Source organism: Yersinia proxima (assembly GCF_902170785.1).
Classification (GTDB): Bacteria; Pseudomonadota; Gammaproteobacteria; order Enterobacterales; family Enterobacteriaceae; genus Yersinia; species Yersinia proxima.
In genome coordinates this window covers 203,132-229,101 of record NZ_CABHYG010000004.1, presented here as the reverse complement: position 1 = coordinate 229,101, position 25,970 = coordinate 203,132, and the positions used below count along the sequence as shown (strand labels likewise).

Sequence of the window (25,970 nt, the reverse complement as noted above, 5' to 3'; positions counted from 1 at the left end):
ACCCTATCAGAGAATGTCTGCGATAAATAAGTGTTGGCTCCCTTTATAACAATGATGGGAGGCGATAACCTTAACATAGATAATGTCGGGTGAGGAAAACACCCGATTTGCTAAAGGCGATTATCAACCACGCAACTTGCCGTGCTCTTTTAACCAACGGGCTGTGCGGATAATGCCTTCATCCAATGACACCTGCGGGCGATACCCTAATTCCAATTCAGCACGGTGAGTATCCAGCGTCAGATCAAAATTAAGTTTAGCGACACCATAATGGGTCAATATCGGTTCCTTTTCGGCTTTATTTCCCAGTTTTTCCATAGTTCGGGCCATGATATCCATCATTGGGTAGGGCACTGAGCGAATACGACACGGCATATCCAACTCTTCCAGCAGATGTTGCACGATGGTGCGCAGCGGGCGGGGTTGCTGATTAGTAATATTATAAACCCTACCAGACTGTGTATTCTGGCTTTGGGTTGCTAACCACATCGCATGTACGGCATTTTCCTGGTAGGTCATGTCCACCAGTGCATCACCGCCACGGGGTAGCAGCAGAGTGCCATAATACTTAATCATTTGCAGCAGACGCGGCAGTATCACGGTATCGTGCGGGCCGAAGAGACCTTGCGGGCGCAAAATAGTGAAATGAGTTTGCGGGTTGGACAGCGCTAATTGCTGAATCACTTCCTCTCCTGCCGCCTTGCTTCGCGCGAATTCATTGGCGAAACGTGCTGGGCGGAAGTCTTCCTGAATATTACGATGGTGGTGATAATCGAAATAAATGGCAGGTGAGGAGATATGAACAAAATTCTCCACACCATAAGCGGCGGCCCATTCGCCCAGGCGGCGTGTGGCGCGGACATTAGCCAGTTCGAAAGCCTGCTCTGTGCCCCATGGCGAGGTAAAACTGGAGCAATGCCACAACGTATCGACATCAGCCAGCATGGCTTTCGCCTGCGAGGAAACCAGATTCGTCAGGTCTGCATGAATAAATTCAGCGCCCATTTTTGTCAATAATGTACCCATCGCCGGGTTATTGCCGGTGGCGATAACTTTGATACCCTGACGACGGAGATATTCAACGGCATTTCGGCCTAACCCACAGGTTGCACCGGTGACCAATACCTTCATAGCGAATTCGGTTCCCACCAAAAATCAGAATGCTAGAGCTTTTATCTATTCATCCAGCAAATAAGATGCCATTCTTTCGTGAAATGCAGCGCTATGCAATCAGAATCCCCCGCTTACTTGAAGTTGCAGCGTTGTTGGCTGCAACTCCAATTAATTTTGGGATGTTGTGCATACTTGAATTTGCAGTGTTATTCGTCGCTCTTGTGGTTGCGTTCGCGGTCATATTGCACCGCTAGCGTAGTGATGCGTTTTGCCATTCCACGGAAAATAAACAGATGAGCTGGCATCATCACAAACCAATACAGTAATCCATTAAAGCCCGCCGGATGCCACCATGCCCGAACATCAAAACTGCGTCGTCCACCCAAATCCTTGATGGTAAAGGTTAACCGACCAAGGCCTGGTGCTTTCATGCCAAACATCATGGCCAACTGACGCAGCGGTTTGAGCGTGATAACTTTCCAGCCATCAATCAGATCACCTAATTCCAGTGTTTCTCTGTCCGGACGGCCATAAACGACACCGCCACCGGCAAGGTCATCCATCCAGGCGCGGGTTTTCCATAATGGGTTGCCATAGAAATACCCCTCTTTGCCGCCAATTTGCTGTACCACATGCCACAATGCTTCGCTGGAAGCCGAGGTATAGAGTTGGCAGCCAGCTTGTTTGGGATAAAAGCCATAACCCGGTCGCCAACGGGCGCGAGCCTCGGGGTCATAGCCCCAGTCGGGCGAATCCACCACTTCGTCTTCACGGCGCAATGTCTCTTTGACAGCATCGTCAAAGCTGATCAGTTGCTGGGGGATAAGTGCTTGTAACGCCTTACCATCCGCAGGTAGATCGTGATTTAGCCCTTCAATCAATGCGCTGGCAATCGATGTAGGCACCGACGTGACCATGTTAATAAAATAAACCGAGATAAAGCGGGTAGGGAGCGGAATGGGAACCAGCCAGCGCCGCTTACCACTGATGGCAATAAAGCGCTCGAACATCGTTTGATAGCTAATGTATTCTGGCCCGGCGACATCAAAAATGCGGCTTTCTAAAGCCGGATGATTGAGTATTTCCGTTAAGTAAACCAACAGGTTTTCCAGCGCAACCGGTGATGATTTCGACCTAACCCAGCGCGGTGGTGTCAGAATTGGCAGGTTATAAACCATATCGCGCATGATTTCAAAAGCGGCAGAACCCGGGCCGACGATAATACTGGCGCGCAGCTCCGTGACCGGAATACCACTTTGACAAAGCAGGTCACCGGTTAGTTTACGGGCAATCAGATGAGGGGAACTGTTATCATCCGGCTGTAATGCACTGAGATAAATGATCTGCTTTACTGACGGACTTTGTTGGAGCGCCGCTTTCATATTGGTAGCGGCCAGGCGTTCCTGCTCAATCAAATCCTGTCCGTCGCCCATACCATGTACCAGATAATAGACGACATCAATATCTTGCAGCGCGGTAATAAGGGTTGAGGGCTGATAAAGATCGACAAAACGGCAATCGACCCCCGGCCAGGGTTGCTCTTTTAGCCACTCGATACGACGAGCTGCCGCCGTGACCCTATGCCCTTGCTGGCTGAGTCTCGGCACCAGATGCTGACCAATATAGCCACTGGCGCCCAGCACCAATATCCGCTGCGGTGTCATGAGCACTGCTCGCTCAAAAACTCACGCCATAGCGTGACGACTTTTTCCAAATCCGTACGGCTAATATTGATGTGAGTAATCATTCGGGTGATGGGGCCAGCACTGATTAATACCCCACGTTCGCGCATCCACGGGCCCAGTTTGGCGGCTAATTCAGCGGATTGTTTAATATACAGCACATTGGTTTGCGCTCCCGGAGCCACTATCTCTACCCCTAGCGCACGCAGTTGTTGTTCCAGCCAGAGGGCATTGTCATGGTCATCTTTTAGTCGCGTGACATTGTGCTCTAATGCATATAGCCCTGCTGCTGCCAGAATTCCGGCCTGCCGCATACCGCCGCCGGTCATTTTGCGCCAACGACGCGCGCGTTTAATGTATTCAGCGCTGCCACACAGTAATGAGCCAACAGGCGCGCCTAACCCTTTGGAGAGGCAGATTGTCAGGGTATCGCAATATTGTGTGATTTCGCTCAGCGGGACATTCAATGCCACGGCGGCATTAAAAATACGAGCACCATCAATATGTAGTGCCAGTTTCTGTTCACGAGTCAATGCCCATGCCTGCTGTAAGTAACTCAGTGGCAATACTTTTCCGCTGTGGGTATTTTCCAAACTTAACAGCCGGGTTTGGGCAAAATGAATATCATCGGGCTTGATCGCAGCTAAAACTTTATCCAGTGGCAAAGTACCGTCATCATTTGCATCAATAGGCTGTGGTTGAATACTACCAAGCACTGCAGCTCCACCGGCTTCATACAGATAGTTATGCGCTTTTTGCCCGACAATATACTCTTCACCACGCTGACAGTGAGTCAACAGTGCCACCAAATTTGCTTGTGTGCCGGTCGGCAGGAATAATGCGGCCTCTTTACCTGACAACCTGGCGGCTTGGGCTTCCAAAGCATTCACCGTCGGGTCATCGCCATACACATCATCGCCGACTTTGGCATTAGCCATGGCCTGGCGCATGGCGGCATCAGGTTGCGTAACGGTGTCACTGCGTAAATCGATCAGCATAATTTTCTCGCGAACAGGGGAAGAGTGGCTTCATCATAGCGAGAATATTAAAACAAAGAAGCCCGACCAAATATTATTTACTTTAAATCGGATATTCATCTCGCAAGTAAGGTCTGTTCGCTGATTTTATTCTGGTTTTTATTTAATTCCATGGGCAATCGCTAGTGCTTTATTCAGTTTACCCAGTACAGTCCCTTGCTTATTGGTGAAATAACGCTGTTCCAACGTGCTGGCATCGGCATCGTAATACAATTTCATATGATACTTATTGAGAAAAGTTTCCAAGTGTCCTTTTTCGATGCCAAAAATCCAGTGTTCACCAATGTTCTTTAATCCTTCTAAAACTTCGGCTGAACCATATGAGGTATTTTCACCGGCGAGGACGTCGGAGTAAACATAATCGAAAATGATTTCACTGCCGTCGGGGGCACAAGAGTCGATGGCTGAAAAAATACGGTTCACCGTGCTGGGAGGGAGATACATAATTAACCCCTCCAATATAAACAGACTTTTCTCACCTTTTTTTCGCGGGATTTCTTGTAGGATAGTGGTTAAATCCTGTTGATTAAAATCAATCGGGATATAACGTAAATTCTCTGGGGTTGGAATGCTAAGTTCTTGTAATTTTGCTATTTTATTCTTTTGAGATATCGGGTGGTCGAGTTCGTAAACTCGGTTTTGCTGTAGCTGATTTTGGAATCGAATCGCCCTGGAATCAAAGCCTGCACCCAGAATGAAAATGTTGGCGAATTCGCTGGCACGCGATTGAAATAATTCGTCTATGTATTTTATCCGGCTAATTAAAAACTCATAGCTACCTGCGGGGATCTGCGGAGAAAGAATATTGCCAGGCATCAAAAAAGATTTTTGTGTCATGGAAAAGAAAGAGGTTAGAGAGTGCGAAATTAATAACGAGATATAATCATCTGTTTTGTATCCTTCTCTTTTCTCACTGTAAGATTTTGCTCTGAGTATGCAGATTAACTCCGCTGAGGGTGAGAAATCTGACATAGTGCTTTTTGTCATTTTATTTATCCCCAATACAAATTCGACTTAATTAAGATTTACGCCGTACATTATGAATGAGGATTTAAATAAAGCAGCCTCATGCGCCCGCTTAATTTTTATCTGGATAGGATATGAAAACTGTTAGCTGGATGGGAAAATGACAACAATTATTTGCCACAGAAGCCGGTATAAAACCGGCCTCCATGACAGGAGAAACAGAAAAGTCACTCTGATGGCGTGAAATCTGCGTCCTCAGCGTAACCAGTTGGTTTTGGCCAGTTCGACTACTTCATCACCTCGGCCATTAATGATAGCTCTAAGCATGTACAGGCTGAATCCTTTGGCTTGCTCAAACTTGATTTGTGGCGGCATTGACAGTTCTTGTTTGGCGGTGACCACATCCACCAAGACTGGCCCTGGATGGGCAAAAGCGCTTTCCAGTGCCGCATCTAACTCAGAGGCTTTTTCTACCCGAATACCTTTGATACCTGCGGCATTGGCGATGGCGGCGAAGTCAGGGTTATGCAAGTCTGTGCCATCGGTTAGATAGCCACCGGCCTTCATCTCCATGGCAACAAAGCCCAATACACTGTTATTAAATACCACAATTTTTACCGGTAATTTTAGCTGCGCCAAGGTGAGAAAATCCCCCATCAGCATGGTGAAACCGCCATCACCACATAAGGCTACAACTTGTCGATTCAGGTCGGTAGCTTGTGCGCCAATGGCTTGTGGCATGGCATTAGCCATAGAACCGTGGTTAAACGAACCCAGTAAACGGCGCTTTCCGTTCATTTCCAGATAACGGGCGGCCCACACGGTTGGCGTGCCAACATCACAAGTGAAAATGGCGTCATCTGTGGCATGGCGGCTGATTTGCTGCGCGAGATATTGCGGGTGAATAGGTTGGTTATCATTGGCGGTGGCCAGCCCATCGAGATCTTTGCGCGTGGTGCGATAGTGCTCCAGTGCCTTGGTCAAAAAGGTATTATCACTTTTGGCTTCTAGCTGGGGTAACAGCGCACTCAACGTGGTTTTGATATCACCGACCAGCGCCATATTGACCGGGCAGTGAGCGCCGATGCTGCCGGGATTGATATCAATCTGAATAATATTTGCATGGGTGGGATAAAACGCGCGGTAGGGGAACTGTGTCCCCAGTAATACCAACGTATCAGCATTCATCATGGCATGATAGCCGGAGGCAAAACCAATCAGCCCGGTCATGCCTACACTGTACGGATTGTCCCACTCAATATGTTCTTTACCACGCAGCGCATGTACTACTGGGGCTTGCAGCATTTCAGCCAGTTTCACCACTTCATCATGGGCATCCGCGCAGCCACTGCCGCACATTAGAGTGATGTTTTTGGCTTGGTTTAATGTCTCGGCCAAGATATTCAACTCACTCATCAGTGGCTGAACTAAAGGCAGTTTAGGTGTTTGCCACACCACGGCGGCATCTTCCGGAGCCGGTTGTAGTGCGACATCACCTGGCAGCACAATCACTGAAACACCACGGTTAAGAATGGCTTTGCGCATGGCAATTTCTAGCACGCGAGGCAATTGCTCCGGATTTGAAACCAATTCACAGTAGTGGCTGCACTCGCGAAACAGTTCCTGTGGGTGAGTTTCTTGGAAATATCCGCTACCAATCTCACTGGAGGGAATATGAGCGGCGATTGCCAGCACGGGCACATGGTTGCGATGACAATCAAATAAGCCGTTAATCAGATGCAGGTTACCCGGGCCACAAGAACCCGCACAGACAGCGAGTTGTCCGGTAAGTTGTGCCTCCGCGCCAGCAGCGAAAGCGGCAACTTCTTCATGGCGTGTTCCCAGCCACTCGATAGTTCCCATGCGGTGCAAGCTATCACTCAGACCATTGAGTGAGTCGCCGGTTACGCCCCAGATTCGCTTAACGCCAGCTTGTTCCAACGTTTTTGCGACCAGTGTTGCCACGGTTTGCTTCATAGTTGTTCCCTCAAGGATTAATGGCGAGTCATTATTCTATACCCGTCATACTTTAAGTTGCTTGCGCGTTGGCTGCTTTCGCTCACCCCAGTCACTTACTGATGTAAGCTCCCGGGGACTTACTCAATTGCCGCCTTCCTGCAACTCGAATTATTTAGAGTATATGAGGCCAAAGTATGGCGCGTTTGACGATTATTGCCGTATTAACCGCATTAATGGAGCAAGAATGATTCTATCAAGCCAGCTGAATATCCCCCTGCAACTGGCAACTGCATGCCAGAACATAACCCTGAGCGATCTCTTCCGGTGTCAGTGTCATGGTGCTGCTGGTGGTGTATTCGCCGTGCAGAATGCGGGTTTTACACGAGCCGCAAACACCCGCGCGACAAGCGGCCATCACTGGTACTTTGTGTTGCTCCAAAGCAAATAACAGCGAAGTGCCAACCGGGACTTTCACACTGCGTAGCGGGTGACTGATAGTCATCGTCAATTCATTGCTACTGTCGATAGCTTCATCGGATGTTCGGAATTGCTCTTTCTGGAAATGGTCACTCGGGACTGCGTGTTCGCGACAATACTGCTCAACCCAATCCATATAAGGTGCAGGCCCGCAAGTCATGACGCGGCGGTGAGTGATATCCGGCGCGACCTGTTGCATCACTTGAGCATTAATTCGCCCGGCTATAAATCCATCCGTCGCATCTGACTCGGCCATCAACGTGAGCTGCAACTGCTGGGGATACTGCTGCAATAGTGTTTGCCAGGCATCGGCAAAAATGACATCTGCCGGAGTGCGGACATTAAAAATGACCCGGATATCGGCTTTTGGCCGTTGCGCGAGTAAATAACGGCACATCGACATCACTGGTGTAACACCGCAACCGGCAGCACACATTAAATAGTGGTCATCATCAAAATGAGCACAGGTAAACTCACCCTGAGCATCGGACAGCCACAGATAATCACCTGCTTTGACCTGCTGAGTCAGCCATTGTGAGCCTTCACCATCCGCTAAACAACGCACGGTAAGCTGGATAAATGGGCTTAAACCAGGTGTAGACGAGAGGGTATAAGCACGCAGGGTTTCATCACTGTTACGAATACTCACCAAAGCATATTGCCCCGGCAAATAAGGATAAAAATCATGATTAATCAGCCTCAGGCTCCAGACGTCGGGGGTTTCTTGCACGATGGAGTGAACTTGCATACGGTTGGGCGTGATAGCAGTAGGGCAATCAGTAGGGATAAAATCAGTCATGGATACCTCATAACAAATCAGGTCATTTGGGGCAAAATATGATTTATGCCCAGCCAGCACAGCAAAGCGCATTGGCCGGGCATAAGGCGGTGACTTAATGACCTAAAATTGCATTCATATCTTGTTCTACGGTAGTAATTGGCCGCATTCCAAATTTCTCATACAGGATTGCCATCAAATTATCGGTCAGGAACCCAGGAGCGGTCGGGCCGGTATAGATATTTTTCACGCCTAATGACAGCAAGGTCAGCAGGATAACAATGGCTTTTTGTTCAAACCATGACAACACCAGGCTGAGCGGTAAGTCATTGACGGTGCAACCCAGTTTTTCTGACAATTTAACCGCCAGCATGATCGCAGAATAGGCATCATTGCATTGACCGACGTCCAGCAGACGCGGTAACCCTTCCAAAGTGCCGAAATCGAGCTTATTGAAGCGATATTTACCGCAAGCCAAGGTCATAATGATGCAATCTTGTGGCACACTGCGGGCAAAATCGGTGAAATAGCTACGTTCTGTGCGGCTGCCATCACATCCGCCGACCAAAAAGACATGGCGCAGTTTTTTAGTGGCAACCAGATCAATCACGGTATCTGCAGCATTTAGCAAGGTTTGACGACCAAAACCGACAGTAATCAAATGTTCCAACTCGTTATACGGGAACCCTGCCATACCCAACGCCTGCTCAATTACTGGTGCAAAATCCTCACCTTCCAGATGATTGACACCCGGCCAGCCAACAATACTGCGCGTCCAAATGCGGTCGCCGTAATTTCCTACATTTGGGTCAATAATACAGTTGGATGTCATCAAGATAGGGCCGGGGAATTTGGCAAATTCTGTCTGCTGATTCTGCCAGCCACTGCCATAGTTACCGACTAAATGTGGATAGCGTTTTAATTCTGGGTAGCCGTGGGCGGGTAACATTTCGCCGTGAGTATAAATATTCACTCCGGTTCCCTGAGTTTGCTCCAACAGCATTTGTAAGTCTTTGAGATCATGACCAGAAATCAAAATAGCTTTACCGGCTACAGGGCGTACATTCACTGATGTCGGTTGCGGGTCGCCATAGGCGTGGGTTTCACCACGATCCAAAATAGCCATGACATTGAAGTTCATTTTGCCAATGCCCATGGCGTTATTCAGTAAGGTATCAACATCGCGCGGTTGTGTGCCCAACCAAGCCATATAGGCATGATATTGCGCATAAATTTGCTCATCGAACTGACCCAGAACATGGGCGTGTTCCATATAAGCAGCCGCCCCTTTCAGGCCATACAGGCACAACATTCGCAGACCATGAATATCATCACCGACCTCAGCTTTGTCATTATTCAGTGCAAATTGCTGGGCTTGTTGTTGCAGGGTAGGGATGTCGTCGGAGTGCAGTTGTAGCTCGGCCAGCGGGTGATCGACTGTAATCGTGCTGTCAATCAGGCGGCAACGAATAGCCAATGATTGGCGCAATAAAATGGCTTCTTTGGCATAACCGACGATGCGATCTGAGTCAAAGTTCACATTGGTCAGCGTGGAGAAAAAGGCTCTGGGTGCAAAGCTGTCAATCTCATGGTCAACAATGCCCAGCTCGCGGGCGGTTAATGCCCAAGCGGACAGCCCTTGTAGTACGGCTACTAATAAGTCTTGTAAATCAGAGGTTTCAGCGGTTTTACCGCACATCCCCTGCGCGTAAGAGCAGCCATTACCCACAGGCGTCCGGATAGTTTGTTCACATTGCACACAGAACATAATTATTTTTCCTTTTAAAGTTGCATTTGTAATGCTTGTTTAAAAGCATAGATGTGCATAAGAGGTTTAAAAAGGCTTTTCTAATGCAACTTTAACTTGTTTTGATTTGGCGCAATTTTTGCTGCGAATGAGAATTTATTCACTATTGGCAGGGAATCACGCAGTGAACCGAGTGGCTCACTGCGCGAATGAAGAATTATGAAGAGAAGAAAGCAATCAAGATTGGCGCGAGCAAGCTCAGTAAAAAGCCGTGCACAATAGCGGCTGGCACCATTTCCAACCCGCCACTGCGTTGTAATACCGGCAGCGTGAAGTCCATGGAGGTCGCGCCACACAAACCCAGCGCGGTGGAACGACTGCTGCGCACCAGTGTTGGAATCAACATAATGGCCACTAATTCACGCGCCAGGTCATTGAAAAATGCCGCACTCCCAATTACAGGGCCGAATGAATCAGTCAATAAAATGCCAGATAATGAATACCAACCAAAACCAGACGCCATCGCCAGTCCGGTTTTAATAGGCAAGCCCATCAATGCTGCAGCGAGCATTCCGCCCGCCAATGCGCTGATCGCCACCACAAAGGCCACAATGGTGCCACGGCGGTTCAATACAATTTGGCGCAGTGTCATCCCGCTATTACGTAATTGAATCCCAACTAAGAAAAGCAAGAAGATCAGTGCCAACTCGCTGCCTTTAGCGGCAAACTGCAACCACGCCCATTGGCTCAATCCCAGTAAGAAACCGACAATGACTACGCCGCATAACTTTAATGATTCCAACGCCATATGTAGACGAGACGGTAATGCTTCCTGACGATGGGTATTTTTCCACGGCGTTTTGCGTTCGAGCAAAAATAACGCCAGTAAATTGGCACAAAAAATACATAGGAAGAAGACACCGGTGTATTGGAAAATAAGCAGCAGGTTCGCACTGAGATTTTCGAGAAATGCCAGGCTGATCCCCATAAAGAATAAAATAACGTAGACCATCCAGCTTAATAGGCGGTTGATCAATTGAATTAATGTTTTGCGGCTAAGTGGGATGAGATAACCAATAATTAACGGCAAAAGAATGATCAGCAATCCTGAATACACGAGTTATACCGTCCTATACCCTTCTCATTGTCGTAATTTGCCGTGCTGTAACGGCAATGACATTGGGTATCATATGCAGATGAATAATGGGCTGTGGCGCAATAAACTATCTAAAATCAAAGGAAGAGTAAAGCAGCACCGGTTATCAGGAGACTTGACCTATAAGGTTTTTTACCTGAGATAATCAGGTAATAGGTTAACGCGGTAATCTGATAGTATCGGTATGAATAAATTCGCACCGGAGGCGTAGCATGTATCTTGAACGCGTAGATATTGTCGGTTTTCGTGGTATTAATCGTATTTCATTGAACCTTGACGATAATACGGTGCTGATCGGTGAGAATGCCTGGGGTAAATCCAGTCTATTAGATGCTCTCACGTTACTTTTATCCCCCGAACCTCAACTTTATCATTTTACCTCGCAGGATTTTTATTACCCAGCGGGTGATGAAAGTGCTAAAGAGCGTCACTTACAAATTATTTTCACCTTTTGCGAAAAAGATATCGGCCATTGGCGCGCCCCTCGTTATCGCCAGTTGACGCCGCTATGGATAAAAAATGACGATGGTTTACATCGTATTTACTATCGAATTGAAGGGGAGCAGGCTGATGATGGCACGGTATGTACCTGGCGCACTTTCCTCGATTTAGAAGGGTGCCCACTGGAATTGCACGATATTGAAAAACTGGCGCGTGGGGTGATTCGCATTCATCCGGTATTGCGCCTGCGAGATGCACGTTTCATCCGCCGGTTGCGTAGCACCACGACTGAAAACAGTAATCAGCCAGATAAAGTGGCATTGAATCAGCAATTGGATCAGTTAAGCCGTGAATTGGTACGGAATCCACAAAAACTGACTAACAACCAACTGCGCCAGGGTTTGGAGGCGATGCGTCAACTGCTAGAACACTATTTCGCCGAACAAGGGTCACAGTCTGCTAACCTGCGTAACCACCGTCACCGGCCACAACCTGAACGTGAAGCCTGGCTCGCCCTCGATAGCATCAATCGTATGGTGGCCGAACCTAACAGCCGCAGTATGCGGTTGATACTTTTGGGTATGTTTTCAACGCTATTACAAGCGAAAGGCTCGCTGAGCCTTGATCCCCATGCACGCCCATTGTTGTTGGTGGAAGACCCGGAAACCCGTTTGCACCCGATTATGTTGTCTGTTGCCTGGGGGTTACTGAGCCAACTGCCGCTCCAGCGCATTACAACTACAAACTCTGGGGAACTCATTTCATTAGTGCCCGTTGAGAGCATTTGCCGATTAGTGCGTGAATCATCCAGAGTCGCCACTTACCGTATTGGTCCTCGTGGCATGAGTTCTGAAGATAGCCGTCGTATCGCTTTTCATATTCGTTTCAATCGCCCCTCAGCGTTGTTTGCCCGTTGCTGGCTATTAGTTGAGGGAGAAACCGAAATTTGGTTGCTGAATGAATTGGCTCGTCAGTGCGGTTACCACTTTGAAGCGGAAGGCGTAAAAGTGATTGAGTTTGCTCAAAGTGGCTTACGCCCGTTACTCAAATTTGCCAACAGAATGGGGATCCAGTGGCATGTGCTGACTGATGGCGATGACGCAGGGAAAAAGTATGCCGCGACAGTACGCAATATGGCGGACAATGAGCGTGATCACGAGCGGGATCGCTTGACCATTTTGCCCGCCCCGGATATGGAGCACTTTTTATATCGCTCGGGCTTTGATGAGGTATATCACCGAATATCCGGTATTCCTGCCAATGCCAAAATGCAGCCACGCAGGGTGATAGAAAAAGCCATTCACCGTACCTCAAAGCCAGACTTAGCGATTGAAGTGACTGGCTACGCCAGAGAACGGGGTATCGAATTCATCCCGCCCTTGTTGAAAAAAATGTTCTCTCGCGTAGTCTGGCTGGCGCGCGGCCGGGCAGACTAGCGGGAAAAAGATTAAATCTGAGTATTCCTAATCACGCGGGAAATGCGCGGCTAAGCCATTTTCGAGTTGTTCAAGTAACTGATAGCGGCGGCGATATTCTGCGCGTTTTTTACTGGCAACGTCCTCAATAGGCTTACGTGCAATTCTGGCGGGTAAATTGAAATGGCCTTCTGAGCACTTCTCCCCACCCAGTGATATCCAGAAGCTATCGTAATCTGCATGTAATTTATCTTTCTTTTTCGCCCGATAGCGCCAGTTTTGATAAATATGGGTGGCGTTACCGACGGCAATAATTTGTGTTATTCCCATCAGTTCAGCCAGGTAACAGGTGGCTTCTAATACTAATCGTTTCGGGAATAATCCATGACAGGCTTTAGTGCAAGCATGAATTTCACTATGTGGGGTTTCGTTATCTGCACCTTGCAACCCACCGATAAACAGCGTTTTTTGGTTTTGGTAATAAGTGAGGCTAAATGTAAGTAATGCCAGGGTTTGTTGTTGCTCATTGGCAAGCATCAGCGTAATTTCACCCTCCTTATTGAGTTTTGGAATAACACCCAAATAAAGAGAATACTTTTCCTCATTTTTGCCAGCTAATTCGGTCAATTTATAAGGCGAATGATGCAAATAGTTGCGGCGTAATAATTCTGGCATACACTGGTTTTCTAACTTGAAATGAGCTTGTAGTACTTCCAGTTTTTGTCGATTACTGAGCGTGTTAGCTAAATATGGGCGATGCAACTTACAGGGTAAGTCTGGTTGGGCGCGTAACATGCTATTGAGAGACGGTTGCTTCACCAGTACACCCAGCAAGTTAAAGGTTAGTTTGGGGCTGATTAAAGTTCGGGCGATAAATTTAAGCCGAAACTGCGATTTTTGCCATGAACCGCCCAGCGCCTGATGACCTTTGAACAGCAATGTAATTAGTCTCCAACGGTTAATATTGTTAGGGATTAATATTGGTGTGTTGTTGATAAGCATGATTAAGTCCGTTATATCAATGTATTTCCGGTGCTAATTGGAACAAATGGGAACTAAACGGAGTCTCAATGCATCTTAGATTCCAACTGTAGTCTGGTGGGCATTTATGTGTTGTTTAGCTAAATGAGTACTGCCGATGTTATTTTCAGCGAGTTGATAAATTTAAAATTAAAAAAGGTAATTGATTTGATGCAGTTCAGTAGCAGTCAGCGCCGATGGTTTATCGCCATTGCCGTTTTAATTATCGGCGGTTTTTTCATTATCAGGCACCTTACGGCACCCACACCGGTTCAATTTCAAACAGTAAAAGTCGCCCATCGTGACTTGCAACAGAATGTATTGGCAACCGGCAAGCTAGATGCAGTGCGCAAAGTTGATGTCGGTGCTCAGGTCAGTGGCCAGTTGGAAAAACTCTATGTGGAAATTGGCGATCAAGTTAAGCAAGGGCAATTGCTGGCGATGATCGATCCGCAACAGGCGCAGAACCAAATCAAAGAAGTGGAAGCGACATTACAGGACTTGAATGCACAGTTGGGGCAGGCGAAAGCTGAACTTCAATTGGCTGCGGTCACCCTGCGTCGCCAGCAAGACCTGGCAAAATTACAAGCCGTGTCACGTCAGGATTTGGATCAGGCGATCACTGCACTGGCAGTGAAAAAAGCGCAGGTTGAAACCATTAATGCGCAAATTAATAAAACCAAAGCGAGTTTGGATACTGCCAATATTAATTTGGATTACACCAAGATTTCGGCCCCGATGGGCGGTGATGTCGTGCAAATCACGACTTTACAAGGCCAAACTGTGATTGCTGCACAGCAAGCACCTAACATTCTGACACTGGCAGACATGAGCACGATGCTGGTGAATGCACAGGTTTCAGAAGCAGATGTGATTCATTTAAAACCCGGCATGAAAGCCTCGTTTACTGTATTGGGGGACCCAGGAAAGCGCTTTGATGGCGTATTAAAAGATATTCAGCCAACACCGGAAAAAGTGAATGACGCAATTTTCTATTCAGCGCGTTTCGAAGTGCCGAACCCCGATCGTCTATTGCGACTGCAAATGACCGCGCAGGTGTCAATTCAGTTGGCAAATGTCCCACAGGCGATGGTTATCCCATTATCGGCATTAGGTGATGAATTAGGGACTAATCGCTATCAAGTCGCGGTACTTAAAGACGGCAAGGAAGAAAAACGCGAAGTGACTATTGGTATCCGCAATAACGTCGATGCGCAGGTTATTTCTGGTTTGAATGTGGGTGAAGAGGTCATCGTTAGCCGCGGTGGCACGGAGGAGGCGTAATGACGGCATTGCTTGAATTAAAAGGCATCCGTCGTAGCTATCAGTCCGGCGAAGAAACCGTGGATGTATTGCAGGATGTCTCACTGACTATTAATGCTGGTGAGTTGGTGGCAATTATTGGTGCCTCTGGTTCCGGCAAATCGACATTGATGAACATCCTCGGCTGCCTGGATAAGCCCAGTGCGGGCATTTATCGTGTGGCTGGTCAAGATGTTGCGGCATTAGACAATGACGCATTGGCTGCATTACGTCGCGAGCATTTCGGTTTTATTTTCCAGCGCTATCATCTGTTACCTCACCTTAGTGCGGCCCATAATGTTGAAGTTCCGGCAGTTTATGCTGGGCTGGGGAAAAATGAGCGTCGTGAACGGGCGAACATGTTATTAACCCGACTGGGGTTGGGGGAGCGCGTCAGTTATCAACCCAACCAGTTATCTGGCGGGCAACAGCAGCGTGTCAGTATTGCCCGAGCTTTGATGAATGGCGGCCAGGTTATTCTTGCTGATGAACCGACAGGTGCGCTGGACAGTCATTCCAGTGTTGAGGTGATGGCTATTTTGAAACAGCTTCAACAGCAAGGGCATACGGTCATTATTGTTACTCATGACCCCACTGTTGCAGCTCAGGCTGAGCGGATTATCGAAATTAAAGATGGCCGTATCATGGCCGACTCTGGTTCGAAAATAACGCAAGACGTTGTCTCTTCTGACGCAATTAGCCTGACGCCACCAGCACCTTCCTGGCAGCAATTAGCCGGGCGCTTTCGTGAGGCATTATTGATGGCCTGGCGCGCAATGTCAGCCAATAAAATGCGTACCGCCCTGACGATGTTAGGCATCATTATTGGTATTGCCTCGGTTGTTTCCATATTAGTGGTCGGGGACGCAGCTAAACAGTTGGTGTTGGCGGATATCAGAGCTATCGGCACGAACACTATTGATGTCTACCCTGGTAAAGACTTTGGCGACGACGATCCCAGTACCCGGCAGGCGTTGGTTTATGACGATATGGCCGCGCTAAAAGCACAGTCATACGTCAGCGCAGTATCTCCAACTATTGCCGGCAGCATGCGGTTGCGTTATGGCAATATTGATGTGGCGGCCAGTGTTTCGGGTGTCAGCGAGCAATATTTCCGGGTGTATGGTATGAAACTAGAACAAGGTACTGCCATTACCCACGAGCAGGTGGAGCGTCAATCACAAGTAGTTGTTATTGATCGTAATACACAGCGCCGCCTGTTCCCCCATATCAAGGATGTTGTGGGACAAGTGATTTTGATTGGCAATATGCCTGCTACTGTTGTTGGCGTGGTGGAAGAAAAACAATCCATGTTTGGTAGCAGTAAAGCACTGCGGGTGTGGGTGCCTTACAGCACCATGGCGAGCCGTTTGATGGGACGATCCTACTTTGATTCGATCACTATCCGGATTAAAGAGGGCTATAGCAGTAAAGAAGCCGAACAACAGTTGGTTAGATTGTTGGCTATGCGCCATGGCAAAAAAGATATATTCACCTACAACATGGATAGTTTGCTGCAAACCGCAGAGAAAACGACTCGTACCATGCAGTTGTTCCTGACACTGGTGGCTGTTATCTCGCTGGTGGTCGGTGGGATTGGAGTGATGAACATTATGTTGGTATCGGTAACTGAACGTACCCGTGAAATTGGTATTCGGATGGCAGTGGGGGCGCGATCCAGTGATGTTATGCAGCAATTCTTAATTGAAGCTATTTTGGTCTGCCTGGTAGGAGGAGCACTCGGTATTTCATTGTCTTTCGCCATTGGCTTGATAGTAGAAATGTTTTTACCCAACTGGCAAATTGCTTTCCCTCCACTGGCACTATTCAGTGCATTTTTGTGTTCAACCGTCATCGGGGTCGTATTCGGTTATCTACCGGCACGTAGCGCAGCTCGGTTAAACCCTATTGATGCTTTAGCGCGTGAATAAATAGGGCAGAGGTTGATTTTGGTTTATATAGCCGCATATTAGATGTATTGGAAATAAAAATGCCAGTCATTATTGGCTGGCATTTTGAATTGTCATAAATGTTGCACTGCGACAAACCGCTTTGGAAATACCTTTGGCCCCAAAGTGTTGAGGTGAGAGTCAGTCCAAGATGTTCAGGAAGATAAATACGCGGTGTCAGGCCAATACAGCGTGTTCCTGCGGTATGGCTTCTTGCAGTACCACATCTAATCCTAGTGGTACAATCAGGCTGGCATGGTTCCCTTTTGGCCCTTGATGGACATCAAAGTTAACCATCTGGCCCGCTTTTAACGTTCGGTAGCCATCCATCTGGATAGTTGAATAGTGAGCGAATATATCTTCGCCGCCGCCCTCAGGGCAAATAAAGCCAAAACCTTTGGCATTGTTGAACCATTTAACAGTACCCGTCTCCATACTTCTACGTTCCTCGCAAGGCTATTCTAGTTCGAGATGAGGTAATCACTGGTTAAAGTGAGCGCGAATTGGTTAAAACTCCAACAGCTCACGAAAATACACTCTAGTGGAAATGGCCTTAACGTCAAGGGGGGCGCTTTTGTCAGAGTAGGGCAGTTCTTCAAAGTTTGATGTAGCTAACGCTATTGTCTTTATTTGGATACAATTTAACCGTCCTTAAGGCGAAAATGCTGACTTCTTTCTCTGGCGGCGTTATGGCATAAGTGATGTTAAAATAATAATAGATATCTGCATGAAATGGTCTTATAACCGGAGTGAGGTATTGCTCCTGTGTGGTTCAGTGAAACGATGGGCAGGCAATGGGTAAGAACAGCGACTGGCTAAATTTTGAACATTTGGTCAAAGATAAACAAATCGAGGCGCTCAAACCGCCATCTATGTATAAAGTGATACTTAACAACGACGATTACACACCGATGGAATTTGTGATTGACGTTCTGCAAAAGTTCTTTTCTTATGATATTGAACGTGCAACACAGCTGATGCTCAATGTGCATTATCAAGGAAAGGCGATTTGCGGTGTTTTTACTGCCGAAGTGGCAGAGACGAAAGTCGCACATGTAAATCAATACGCCAGGGAGAACGAGCATCCGTTGCTTTGTACGCTGGAAAAAGCCTGATTAAGGCAATTATTGGGAGGTGCCTATGCTCAATCAAGAACTTGAACTCAGTCTCAACATGGCTTTCGCCAGAGCGCGCGAGCACAGACACGAGTTTATGACCGTGGAGCACCTGTTGCTGGCATTGCTAAGCAATCCAGCCGCGCGGGAAGCGCTGGAGGCGTGTTCGGTTGATCTGGTGGCGTTACGCCAGGAACTGGAAGCGTTTATTGAACAAACTACACCGACCTTACCCGTCAGTGAAGAAGAGCGCGACACCCAGCCGACGCTCAGTTTCCAACGCGTGTTACAACGTGCGGTCTTCCACGTGCAATCATCAGGACGCAATGAAGTTTCTGGTGCCAACGTGTTGGTCGCCATCTTCAGTGAACAAGAGTCCCAGGCGGCCTACCTATTGCGTAAGCATGATGTCAGCCGTCTGGATGTAGTGAACTTTATTTCCCACGGCGCCCGTAAGGACGAGCCGGGTCAGGCACCGAATACAGAAAATCCGGTGAATGAAGAACAGGCAGGAGGGGAAGACCGTATGGAGAACTTCACCACCAATCTGAACCAACTGGCCCGTGTTGGCGGCATTGACCCACTTATCGGCCGCGATAAGGAGTTGGAGCGCACCATTCAGGTATTGTGCCGTCGGCGTAAAAATAACCCACTATTGGTGGGGGAATCTGGCGTTGGTAAAACGGCCATCGCTGAAGGTTTGGCCTGGCGTATCGTGCAGGGCGATGTTCCTGAAGTTATGTCAGAATGCACATTATATTCCTTGGATATCGGGTCACTTCTGGCCGGAACTAAATATCGTGGCGATTTTGAAAAACGCTTCAAGGCGCTGCTGAAACAGTTAGAAAATGACAAAGATAGCATCCTGTTTATCGATGAAATTCATACTATTATCGGTGCAGGCGCTGCCTCTGGTGGGCAAGTAGACGCTGCTAACTTGATCAAGCCGCTACTTTCAAGCGGCAAAATTCGAGTCATTGGCTCCACCACGTATCAGGAATTCAGCAATATCTTTGAAAAAGATCGGGCGCTGGCACGTCGTTTCCAGAAAATTGATATTACTGAGCCGACGCCGGAAGAAACCGTTCAGATTATCAACGGCCTGAAACCAAAATACGAAGCGCATCATGATGTGCGTTATACCGCAAAAGCGATCCGTGCGGCAGTGGAGTTATCGGTCAAATATATTAATGACCGTCATCTACCAGATAAAGCCATTGATGTGATTGACGAAGCTGGTGCACGTAGCCGCCTGATGCCGGTGAACAAACGCAAGAAAACGGTTAATGTCTCGGATATTGAGTCTGTGGTTGCCCGCATCGCCCGTATTCCGGAAAAAACGGTGTCAGCCAGTGATCGCGATGTGCTGAAAAACCTGAGTGACCGCCTGAACATGCTGGTGTTCGGTCAGGATAAGGCCATTGAGGCGTTATCTGAGGCTATTAAAATGAGTCGGGCAGGCTTGGGGCATGAGCACAAACCTGTTGGTTCATTCCTGTTTGCTGGCCCAACTGGGGTTGGTAAGACAGAAGTGACGGTGCAATTGGCCAAAGCGCTGGATATTGAGCTGTTGCGCTTTGATATGTCTGAATATATGGAGCGCCACACGGTTAGCCGCTTGATTGGTGCGCCTCCAGGCTATGTTGGGTACGATCAAGGTGGCCTGTTGACTGATGCGGTTATTAAGCACCCTCATGCGGTTCTGCTGCTGGATGAAATTGAAAAGGCGCATCCGGATGTGTTTAACCTGCTGTTGCAGGTGATGGATAACGGGACGCTGACCGATAACAATGGTCGTAAAGCCGATTTCCGTAACGTCATTTTGGTGATGACCACCAATGCCGGTGTGCGCGAAACTCAGCGTACTTCCATTGGTTTTAAACAGCAGGACAACAGCACTGATGCGCTGGAAGAGATCAAAAAAGTGTTTACTCCGGAATTCCGTAACCGGTTGGATAACATTATTTGGTTTAACCACTTGTCACCTGCCGTTATTCAGCAAGTGGTCGATAAATTTATCGTTGAGTTGCAGGCGCAATTGGATGCTAAAGGCGTTTCACTGGAGGTTAGTGAAGAAGCTCGTGATTGGTTGTCTGATAAAGGTTATGACAAGGCGATGGGTGCGCGGCCAATGGCTCGGGTGATTCAGGAAAACTTGAAGAAACCGCTGGCTAACGAATTGTTGTTTGGCTCTCTGGTTGATGGTGGCTCAGTCACTGTTGGACTGGATAAAGAAAAACAACAGTTGGCTTATGAGTTCCAGAGTGCGCAAAAACGCAAAACTGAAGGTGCAGTTCACTAAGTTAGCTATCTACTAACTGTGCTGTAGTAACATATTTAGAACAAAATAAAGGGCGATAAGCTAATTCAGCTATCGCCCTTTTTATTTCTTTGCACATTTTGCTTTTATTTGTGTGGTGAATAAATGCACTAAATAGACAAATAAAAGAAAACGCAAAACGCCCTGCCATTAATGGAAAGGGCGCCGGAGGTGGGGACTACATCCTCAGAACTCGCCAGCCTTAAACTGGCGACAGGTTAGCCGATTAACGGCTACGGAAGACAATGCGGCCTTTGCTCAGGTCGTACGGGGTCAGCTCTACAGTGACTTTGTCACCCGTCAGGATGCGGATATAGTTTTTACGCATTTTACCGGAGATATGAGCGGTTACCACGTGCCCGTTTTCCAATTCAACACGGAACATGGTGTTCGGCAGCGTATCAAGAACGGTGCCCTGCATTTCAATATTGTCTTCTTTGGCCATCGAATCCTCTAGGTGTAACTACCTTAGTTTTTAACCGGCAAGATAATGCCGAAAAACCCACATTATGTAAAGAAGTGTTGGCGGTCATCGCACCATTTCAGCAAAATTAGTCTGCCGGTAAGAGGGGATAAAGCCTAATGTGGGGTTCTTTTTAACAGTTGAGTTTTACCTGCATCGTGGATGAAAAATCCAACGATTGCGGTAACCAGCATTCAGCCGGTAGTGGACTAAACTGGAGTTGACTCAACTGTTGCAAAAAAAAGCTGCGTGGGATCTCAATCGCACCCAGCGACGCAGTGTGAGCGTTGAGGACCTGACAGTCAATCAGTTCTCCACCATGATGGGTAAAATGATGACAAAAAACCATTAAAGCGCTTTTTGAGGCATTATTAGCCCTGCTAAACATGGATTCACCACAAAACAGGGTGCCTACTGAGATACCATACAAACCACCAACCAGCTCATTTTCCAGCCAAACCTCTATGGAATGGGCGTGACCCAGAACATGCAACTGGTAGTATGCCTGTTGTACATCATCGCCAATCCAGGTTCCTTCATCACGTTGAGAGGCACAGGCACGAACAACATCTTCAAAAGCGTGGTTGAGCGTAAATCGATAAGGGCAGTTGCGCAGAAAGCGCCGCATACTCCGGCTGATATGTAAATCTTCTGGGTACAATACAGCTCTAGGGTCAGGTGACCACCATAAAATCATTTCTCCAGGATTGAACCAAGGGAAAATCCCCCGTTCATAGGCGGCCAACAAACGAGGAGGCGACAGATCTCCCCCCAGGGCCAACAATCCGTTTGGTTCGCGCAGAGCCAGATCAGGCGAGGGGAACGCAAATGATTGAGAAGATAGCTGTGTGATGCGCATAAATCCCCTTGGTGACACTTACAAGCCCATTTGGGCATCCCCGTTGCTTTTGGAGCCACATCGCTATTGACGATGTACTCACCGCCATTTTCGGCTGTGGCTCTAATGATGGTTTTGGATATGATCATCAATAACAATAATACTGCTTTGGTTTCAGCAGGTTTACTTAATATTAGCTATAAATTTGCTGATTATCTGCCTATGTTTATATCCGTCATACTTCAAGCTGTATGTGCGCTGGCTGCCTTCGTTCACCCCAGTCACTTACTTATGTAAGCTCTTGTGGATTATGAGCCTCATCAGAGGCTCACCTTACGGGCCAGCGCAAGCGCTGTTCAAAATGGTTTACAACCAATTTGTCACTCAGTTGCTGCCTTCCTGCAACTCGAATTATTTAGGGTATAAGCGCTTTATTTACACATCATCTTCATATTAATGCCGCTGATGGAATTGGTAGTAGCGCCCCTTGTTTTGTAACAAGTTTTGGTGACTGCCTTGCTCAACTATCTTCCCTCCATCCATTACACAGATTCGATCCATATATTCCAACCCATACAAGCGATGCGTGACAATAATCAGGCTCTTATGCTGACAGTGTTGGCGCAATAACGTGAGAATATGTTGCTCAGTTTCTGCGTCTAATCCTTCAGTTGGCTCGTCGAGAAGCAGCAGTGGTGCTGGATGCAGTAGCGCACGAGCAATGCCTAGACGGCGTTGCTCACCCCCGGATAATGGTCGCCCACCATCACCCATCCAGGCATTCAGCCCTTCATCGTTATCTAGCAAATTAGGCAAGCCAACTTGTTCTAAAACAATTTTCAGCTGTTCATCTGTTGCAGTAGGACAGGCTAGCAATAGATTTTCTCGCAATGTGCTGCTGAAAATATGCACCCGCTGACTGACCACTGTCATCATTTGGCGCAGTGTCGTTTCATCAAAATTGGCTAAAGGTCTTCCGTTTAGCGTGATGACACCTTCATTGGCATCCCATGCCCGGGTTAATAACTGCAATAGTGTGGACTTACCACAGCCGGTACGGCCTAATAGCGCAATATGCTCCCCAGCGGTCAGTGACAGCGATATATTCTGTAAAACAGGTAATGGCTGCTGTGGGTAAGTAAAACTCAGCCCTGTCACTTCTAGCGCCACCTGCGGGGCTACTGTGGGGCCGCTAACTGGGAATGTTACTTCGGGTTTTTGTTCCATTAGCTGACCAACGCGGGTCGCTGATGCAATGACTTGTCCCAAGTGTTGGAAAGCACCCGCAACGGGTAATAGAGCTTCAAACGCTGCCAACGATGTGAAAACGAACAGTGCCAACAATGCACCAGGATGGCTGTCACTTCCTATTCCGGCAGCGGCAAGCCATAAAATTAATGTAACGGTCAAACCTGAAGCGAGAATCATTAAAGCCTGAGCTAAACCCGCCAATGATGCTTGTTGCTTTTGGCGAGTCATCCAACGCTGCTCAATATCTTCTAATGAAGCGCGAAAACGGTGTAATGCCCCGAAAACCAACAGTTCAGCTTGACCTTGCAACCAAGACGTCAGTTGTGAACGATAACGGCCACGCAGGTCAGTTAAATCACGACCAATGGGTTTACCAGCACGATAGAAAATCAACGGCACGAGCAATAACAACCCGAGCAGAATGGCACCGAGTGTCAGTGCTAAATTGACATCGATGTAACTCAGGCCAAAGGTAACAGCTGCTATGATAACAACGGCGGCAACCAATGGAGATATTACCCGCAGATAAAGATGGTCGAGTGTATCGACATCGGCGACCAGGCGGTTCAGTAACTCGCTCTGGCGAAAGCGAGCAATACCGGCTGGGGAAAGTGGCAAAATTTTCTGGAATGCAAATACCCGCAGATGTGCCAGCACTCTAAATGTCGCGTCATGGCTGACAACACGTTCGGCATAGCGGCCCGCTGTTCGGGTAATTGCAGCACCTCGCACGCCAGCTGCAGGGAGCAGATAGTTAAAAGTATACAATCCTGCGGGGCCAGCAATGGCAGTTCCTGCCAGGAACCAACCGGATAAAGTGAGCAACCCGATACTGGCGAGTAGGGTGATGATTGCCAATACAATACCGAGGCAAATTAGGAACCAATGGCGGCGATACAACGCCAGAAAGGGGAGAAGTGCTCGCATGATTAAAGCTCCTCACTGCGGTGGGACAGCAGATTGGCAAATGAACCGTCAACTTGACTTAAGCTGGAGTAATCACCTTGTTGAATTAAAAGGCCATTATCCATCACCCAGATTTGATCATATCCCAGCGTATCTTCCAACTGATGAGTGACCAGTAACGTCGTTTGCTTACGAGAGGCTTCTTCAAGCGCTTTCATGACCAATTGCTCACTATGTGCATCCAAACTGGCCGTAGGTTCGTCTAATAGCAAGAGTCGACATGGGTTCAGCAATGCTCTGGCAACAGCTACTCGCTGGGCTTGCCCAACAGAAAGTCGCGCTGAATGGTCACCGACCTCCGTATCTAACCCTTGCGGCAAGTCATCGAGAAATTCATTGATATACGCGCGCTCAATCGCTTGTTGTAGTTGGTCATTGCTGGCATCAGGTTGGCCTAACAAAATATTGGTGACCAGCGTCTGCTCCGGCAAGTGCGGATTCTGTCCGACCCAGCTAAGTTGGCTACGCCAGATTTGCGGATCCAGTTCCCGCAATTCTATGTTGTTGACTTTTACTGAGCCGCGATAAGGTAAAAAACCCAATAGCAAGTTAAGCAATGAGCTTTTGCCCGCACCACTCAGGCCAACGATAGCCACTCTTTTTCCCGCTGATAGGGAGAATGTTAGTGGCCCAGCTAAACGAGTACCTGTAGGAGATAATATTTCCAGTTCACTAGCTTCGAGAGCGATGGAACCGGTGCCATCAAGAACTTTATCACCCCGTCCAATAGTTTCACCGTCAGTGTTCAAAAAGGTAACCAGTGATTCAGCAGCACCGACAGCTTGTGCTTTGGCGTGATAAAACGTACCTAAATCGCGCAATGGCTGGAAGAATTCAGGTGCCAAGATTAAAACCAGAAAACCTGCAAACAGTGTTACACCAAGGCCGTAGCTGCCAAAATTCAACTCCCCCAAATAGGAGAAACCGAAATAAACAGCGACGACTGCGATGGAAATGGCGGCGAAAAACTCCAATACGGCAGAGGAGAGGAAGGCCATTCGTAGCACTTCCATCGTGCGGCGGCGAAAATCTTCTGAGGATTCGCGAATTTGGTCTGTTTCCGCTTTGGCGCGGTTAAATAGCCGTAAAGTGTCCAAACCGCGTAAACGGTCGAGGAAGTTACCACTCAGACGGGCCAACGCCACAAAGTTACGCCGGTTAGCATCGGCCGCCCCCATTCCCACCAGTGCCATAAATAAGGGGATCAGCGGCGCGGTGACAAATAGAATTAAACCTGCCGCCCAGTTGATCGGGAAGACAGCAATGAGAATCAGCACCGGAATAAGAACAGCCAAATACATTTGTGGCAGATAGCGAGAATAGTAATCCTGCATATCTTCAATCTGTTCCAAAATAATCGTCGCCCAACTTCCGGCTGGTTTGCCTTTTACCCAGGCGGGGCCGAGTTGTTCTAATCGGTCTAACACCATTTTGCGGATTTGCTGACGCACTTTCATGCCGCAAATAAACCCCACTCGTTCACGTAACCAACTGATCACGGCACGCACGGCGAAGGTTCCTGCCAGCAAACCAAAATCAGTGATTAATTCTGCACGGGGGACTTTGTCGATAATCAAAGATTGCAGCAAGGTGGCCAACAGCCATGCTTGAGCAATAATCAATAACCCGCTGAGGAGGCCAAGTAACATGGACAGGCGGAGCCAACGTTGCGCCGGGGCGCTTTGTTTTTTCAGCCAACGAATCAACTCATACTGTCGTGTTTTATTCATCGGGCAATTTGTCTGCGCAAGGTACGGGAGAATGTCAAAAATGGTTGTCACCTTTCGAGATGGCAAACCAGCGAGGGGCAATATTACCTCGTCACGGCATGAGGTGAAACCATAATGCTTGTGATAGTTGCCGCATTAGGCGATATCTATAATTTGCTGTTTTTCATTGACATGCCGAGATACAAAATAAAGGGTCAATAGAAAGACAAACGGGCAGCCCACATATTTGTCAGCTGCCCGTTTGT

The 25,970-nt window shown here is 47.9% G+C and carries 19 protein-coding genes; 5 read left to right on the top strand and 14 right to left on the bottom strand.

The features are described from left to right. Nucleotides 1-123: 123 nt before the first annotated feature. The 8 genes from FTB31_RS03030 to FTB31_RS02995 all read right to left on the bottom strand — a co-directional run bounded on the left by FTB31_RS03030 (nt 124) and on the right by FTB31_RS02995 (nt 10,876). Entirely contained in the window at nt 124-1,131 is a 1,008-nt protein-coding gene (locus tag FTB31_RS03030; RefSeq protein ID WP_077294897.1) for an NAD-dependent epimerase/dehydratase family protein, read from the bottom strand. A 188-nt stretch (nt 1,132-1,319) separates the two neighbouring features. After that, nucleotides 1,320-2,777 (bottom strand): DUF2867 domain-containing protein, encoded by a 1,458-nt coding sequence (locus tag FTB31_RS03025; RefSeq protein ID WP_050078481.1) that lies wholly within the window; start codon nt 2,775-2,777, stop codon nt 1,320-1,322. Next, nucleotides 2,774-3,793, bottom strand: coding sequence for a low-specificity L-threonine aldolase (ltaE, locus tag FTB31_RS03020; protein WP_050078480.1), 1,020 nt, complete (start codon nt 3,791-3,793; stop codon nt 2,774-2,776). The genes FTB31_RS03025 and ltaE overlap by 4 nt, the downstream gene beginning before the upstream one ends. 138 nt (nt 3,794-3,931) lie before the next feature. Beyond that, complete coding sequence (locus FTB31_RS03015) at nt 3,932-4,819, bottom strand: class I SAM-dependent methyltransferase (RefSeq protein WP_050078479.1); 888 nt, start codon at nt 4,817-4,819, stop codon at nt 3,932-3,934. A 234-nt stretch (nt 4,820-5,053) separates the two neighbouring features. Beyond that, nucleotides 5,054-6,775: a ubiquinone-dependent pyruvate dehydrogenase gene (poxB, locus tag FTB31_RS03010; protein WP_077294893.1), complete on the bottom strand. Its 1,722-nt coding sequence runs from the start codon at nt 6,773-6,775 to the stop codon at nt 5,054-5,056. 235 nt (nt 6,776-7,010) lie between these two features. Next, nucleotides 7,011-8,033 carry an NADH oxidoreductase gene (hcr, locus tag FTB31_RS03005; protein ID WP_227722035.1) on the bottom strand — a complete coding sequence of 341 codons (1,023 nt, stop codon included), beginning with the start codon at nt 8,031-8,033 and terminating at the stop codon, nt 7,011-7,013. A gap of 94 nt (nt 8,034-8,127) precedes the next feature. Further along, a complete protein-coding gene (gene hcp / locus FTB31_RS03000; protein WP_050078477.1) occupies nt 8,128-9,780 on the bottom strand; it encodes a hydroxylamine reductase in 1,653 nt (550 codons plus the stop codon). 196 nt (nt 9,781-9,976) lie between these two features. Beyond that, entirely contained in the window at nt 9,977-10,876 is a 900-nt protein-coding gene (locus tag FTB31_RS02995; protein ID WP_050078476.1) for a lysine exporter LysO family protein, read from the bottom strand. A gap of 251 nt (nt 10,877-11,127) precedes the next feature. Between FTB31_RS02995 and FTB31_RS02990 the strand changes: the two genes are divergently transcribed. Next, the gene (locus FTB31_RS02990) at nt 11,128-12,792 is read left to right on the top strand and encodes an ATP-dependent endonuclease (RefSeq protein ID WP_227726880.1); all 1,665 of its coding nucleotides are present in this window, start codon (nt 11,128-11,130) and stop codon (nt 12,790-12,792) included. Between the two features lie 27 nt (nt 12,793-12,819). On the opposite strand, the gene FTB31_RS02985 is transcribed toward FTB31_RS02990, so the two are convergent. Beyond that, complete coding sequence (locus FTB31_RS02985) at nt 12,820-13,773, bottom strand: VirK/YbjX family protein (RefSeq protein ID WP_227720094.1); 954 nt, start codon at nt 13,771-13,773, stop codon at nt 12,820-12,822. 189 nt (nt 13,774-13,962) lie between these two features. Between FTB31_RS02985 and macA the strand changes: the two genes are divergently transcribed. Both macA and macB read left to right on the top strand, forming a co-directional pair. After that, on the top strand, nt 13,963-15,075 hold the full coding sequence (macA, locus tag FTB31_RS02980; protein WP_050078491.1) for a macrolide transporter subunit MacA: 1,113 nt from the start codon (nt 13,963-13,965) through the stop codon (nt 15,073-15,075). After that, the gene (macB, locus tag FTB31_RS02975; protein WP_227724474.1) at nt 15,075-17,024 is read left to right on the top strand and encodes a macrolide ABC transporter ATP-binding protein/permease MacB; all 1,950 of its coding nucleotides are present in this window, start codon (nt 15,075-15,077) and stop codon (nt 17,022-17,024) included. The genes macA and macB overlap by 1 nt, the downstream gene beginning before the upstream one ends. Nucleotides 17,025-17,219: 195 nt before the next feature. On the opposite strand, the gene cspD is transcribed toward macB, so the two are convergent. Next, the gene (cspD, locus tag FTB31_RS02970) at nt 17,220-17,477 is read right to left on the bottom strand and encodes a cold shock-like protein CspD (RefSeq protein ID WP_050078472.1); all 258 of its coding nucleotides are present in this window, start codon (nt 17,475-17,477) and stop codon (nt 17,220-17,222) included. Between the two features lie 359 nt (nt 17,478-17,836). Here cspD and clpS point away from each other — a divergent pair, with 359 nt between their 5' ends. Then, nucleotides 17,837-18,157 (top strand): ATP-dependent Clp protease adapter ClpS, encoded by a 321-nt coding sequence (gene clpS, locus FTB31_RS02965; protein ID WP_050078471.1) that lies wholly within the window; start codon nt 17,837-17,839, stop codon nt 18,155-18,157. 25 nt (nt 18,158-18,182) lie between these two features. Continuing rightward, nucleotides 18,183-20,459 (top strand): ATP-dependent Clp protease ATP-binding subunit ClpA, encoded by a 2,277-nt coding sequence (gene clpA / locus FTB31_RS02960; RefSeq protein WP_050078470.1) that lies wholly within the window; start codon nt 18,183-18,185, stop codon nt 20,457-20,459. Nucleotides 20,460-20,703: 244 nt separating this feature from the next. On the opposite strand, the gene infA is transcribed toward clpA, so the two are convergent. The 4 genes from infA to cydD all read right to left on the bottom strand — a co-directional run bounded on the left by infA (nt 20,704) and on the right by cydD (nt 25,725). Further along, on the bottom strand, nt 20,704-20,922 hold the full coding sequence (infA, locus tag FTB31_RS02955) for a translation initiation factor IF-1 (protein ID WP_002211347.1): 219 nt from the start codon (nt 20,920-20,922) through the stop codon (nt 20,704-20,706). A gap of 151 nt (nt 20,923-21,073) precedes the next feature. Beyond that, nucleotides 21,074-21,799, bottom strand: coding sequence for a leucyl/phenylalanyl-tRNA--protein transferase (gene aat, locus FTB31_RS02950; RefSeq protein ID WP_227731090.1), 726 nt, complete (start codon nt 21,797-21,799; stop codon nt 21,074-21,076). Between the two features lie 432 nt (nt 21,800-22,231). Further along, nucleotides 22,232-23,956: a heme ABC transporter ATP-binding protein/permease CydC gene (gene cydC / locus FTB31_RS02945; protein WP_227731089.1), complete on the bottom strand. Its 1,725-nt coding sequence runs from the start codon at nt 23,954-23,956 to the stop codon at nt 22,232-22,234. A gap of 2 nt (nt 23,957-23,958) precedes the next feature. Further along, a complete protein-coding gene (gene cydD / locus FTB31_RS02940; protein WP_050078466.1) occupies nt 23,959-25,725 on the bottom strand; it encodes a heme ABC transporter permease/ATP-binding protein CydD in 1,767 nt (588 codons plus the stop codon). Between the last annotated feature and the right edge of the window lie 245 nt (nt 25,726-25,970).

Coding starts and splice junctions, on each gene's coding strand:
- FTB31_RS03030 (WP_077294897.1), bottom strand. CDS start 1,131: ATGAAGGTATTGGTCACCGGTGCAACCTGTGGGTTAGGCCGAAATGCC.
- FTB31_RS03025 (WP_050078481.1), bottom strand. CDS start 2,777: ATGACACCGCAGCGGATATTGGTGCTGGGCGCCAGTGGCTATATTGGT.
- ltaE (WP_050078480.1), bottom strand. CDS start 3,793: ATGCTGATCGATTTACGCAGTGACACCGTTACGCAACCTGATGCCGCC.
- FTB31_RS03015 (WP_050078479.1), bottom strand. CDS start 4,819: ATGACAAAAAGCACTATGTCAGATTTCTCACCCTCAGCGGAGTTAATC.
- poxB (WP_077294893.1), bottom strand. CDS start 6,775: ATGAAGCAAACCGTGGCAACACTGGTCGCAAAAACGTTGGAACAAGCT.
- hcr (WP_227722035.1), bottom strand. CDS start 8,033: ATGACTGATTTTATCCCTACTGATTGCCCTACTGCTATCACGCCCAAC.
- hcp (WP_050078477.1), bottom strand. CDS start 9,780: ATGTTCTGTGTGCAATGTGAACAAACTATCCGGACGCCTGTGGGTAAT.
- FTB31_RS02990 (WP_227726880.1), top strand. CDS start 11,128: ATGTATCTTGAACGCGTAGATATTGTCGGTTTTCGTGGTATTAATCGT.
- FTB31_RS02985 (WP_227720094.1), bottom strand. CDS start 13,773: ATGCTTATCAACAACACACCAATATTAATCCCTAACAATATTAACCGT.
- macA (WP_050078491.1), top strand. CDS start 13,963: ATGCAGTTCAGTAGCAGTCAGCGCCGATGGTTTATCGCCATTGCCGTT.
- macB (WP_227724474.1), top strand. CDS start 15,075: ATGACGGCATTGCTTGAATTAAAAGGCATCCGTCGTAGCTATCAGTCC.
- cspD (WP_050078472.1), bottom strand. CDS start 17,477: ATGGAGACGGGTACTGTTAAATGGTTCAACAATGCCAAAGGTTTTGGC.
- clpS (WP_050078471.1), top strand. CDS start 17,837: ATGGGTAAGAACAGCGACTGGCTAAATTTTGAACATTTGGTCAAAGAT.
- clpA (WP_050078470.1), top strand. CDS start 18,183: ATGCTCAATCAAGAACTTGAACTCAGTCTCAACATGGCTTTCGCCAGA.
- infA (WP_002211347.1), bottom strand. CDS start 20,922: ATGGCCAAAGAAGACAATATTGAAATGCAGGGCACCGTTCTTGATACG.
- aat (WP_227731090.1), bottom strand. CDS start 21,799: ATGCGCATCACACAGCTATCTTCTCAATCATTTGCGTTCCCCTCGCCT.
- cydC (WP_227731089.1), bottom strand. CDS start 23,956: ATGCGAGCACTTCTCCCCTTTCTGGCGTTGTATCGCCGCCATTGGTTC.
- cydD (WP_050078466.1), bottom strand. CDS start 25,725: ATGAATAAAACACGACAGTATGAGTTGATTCGTTGGCTGAAAAAACAA.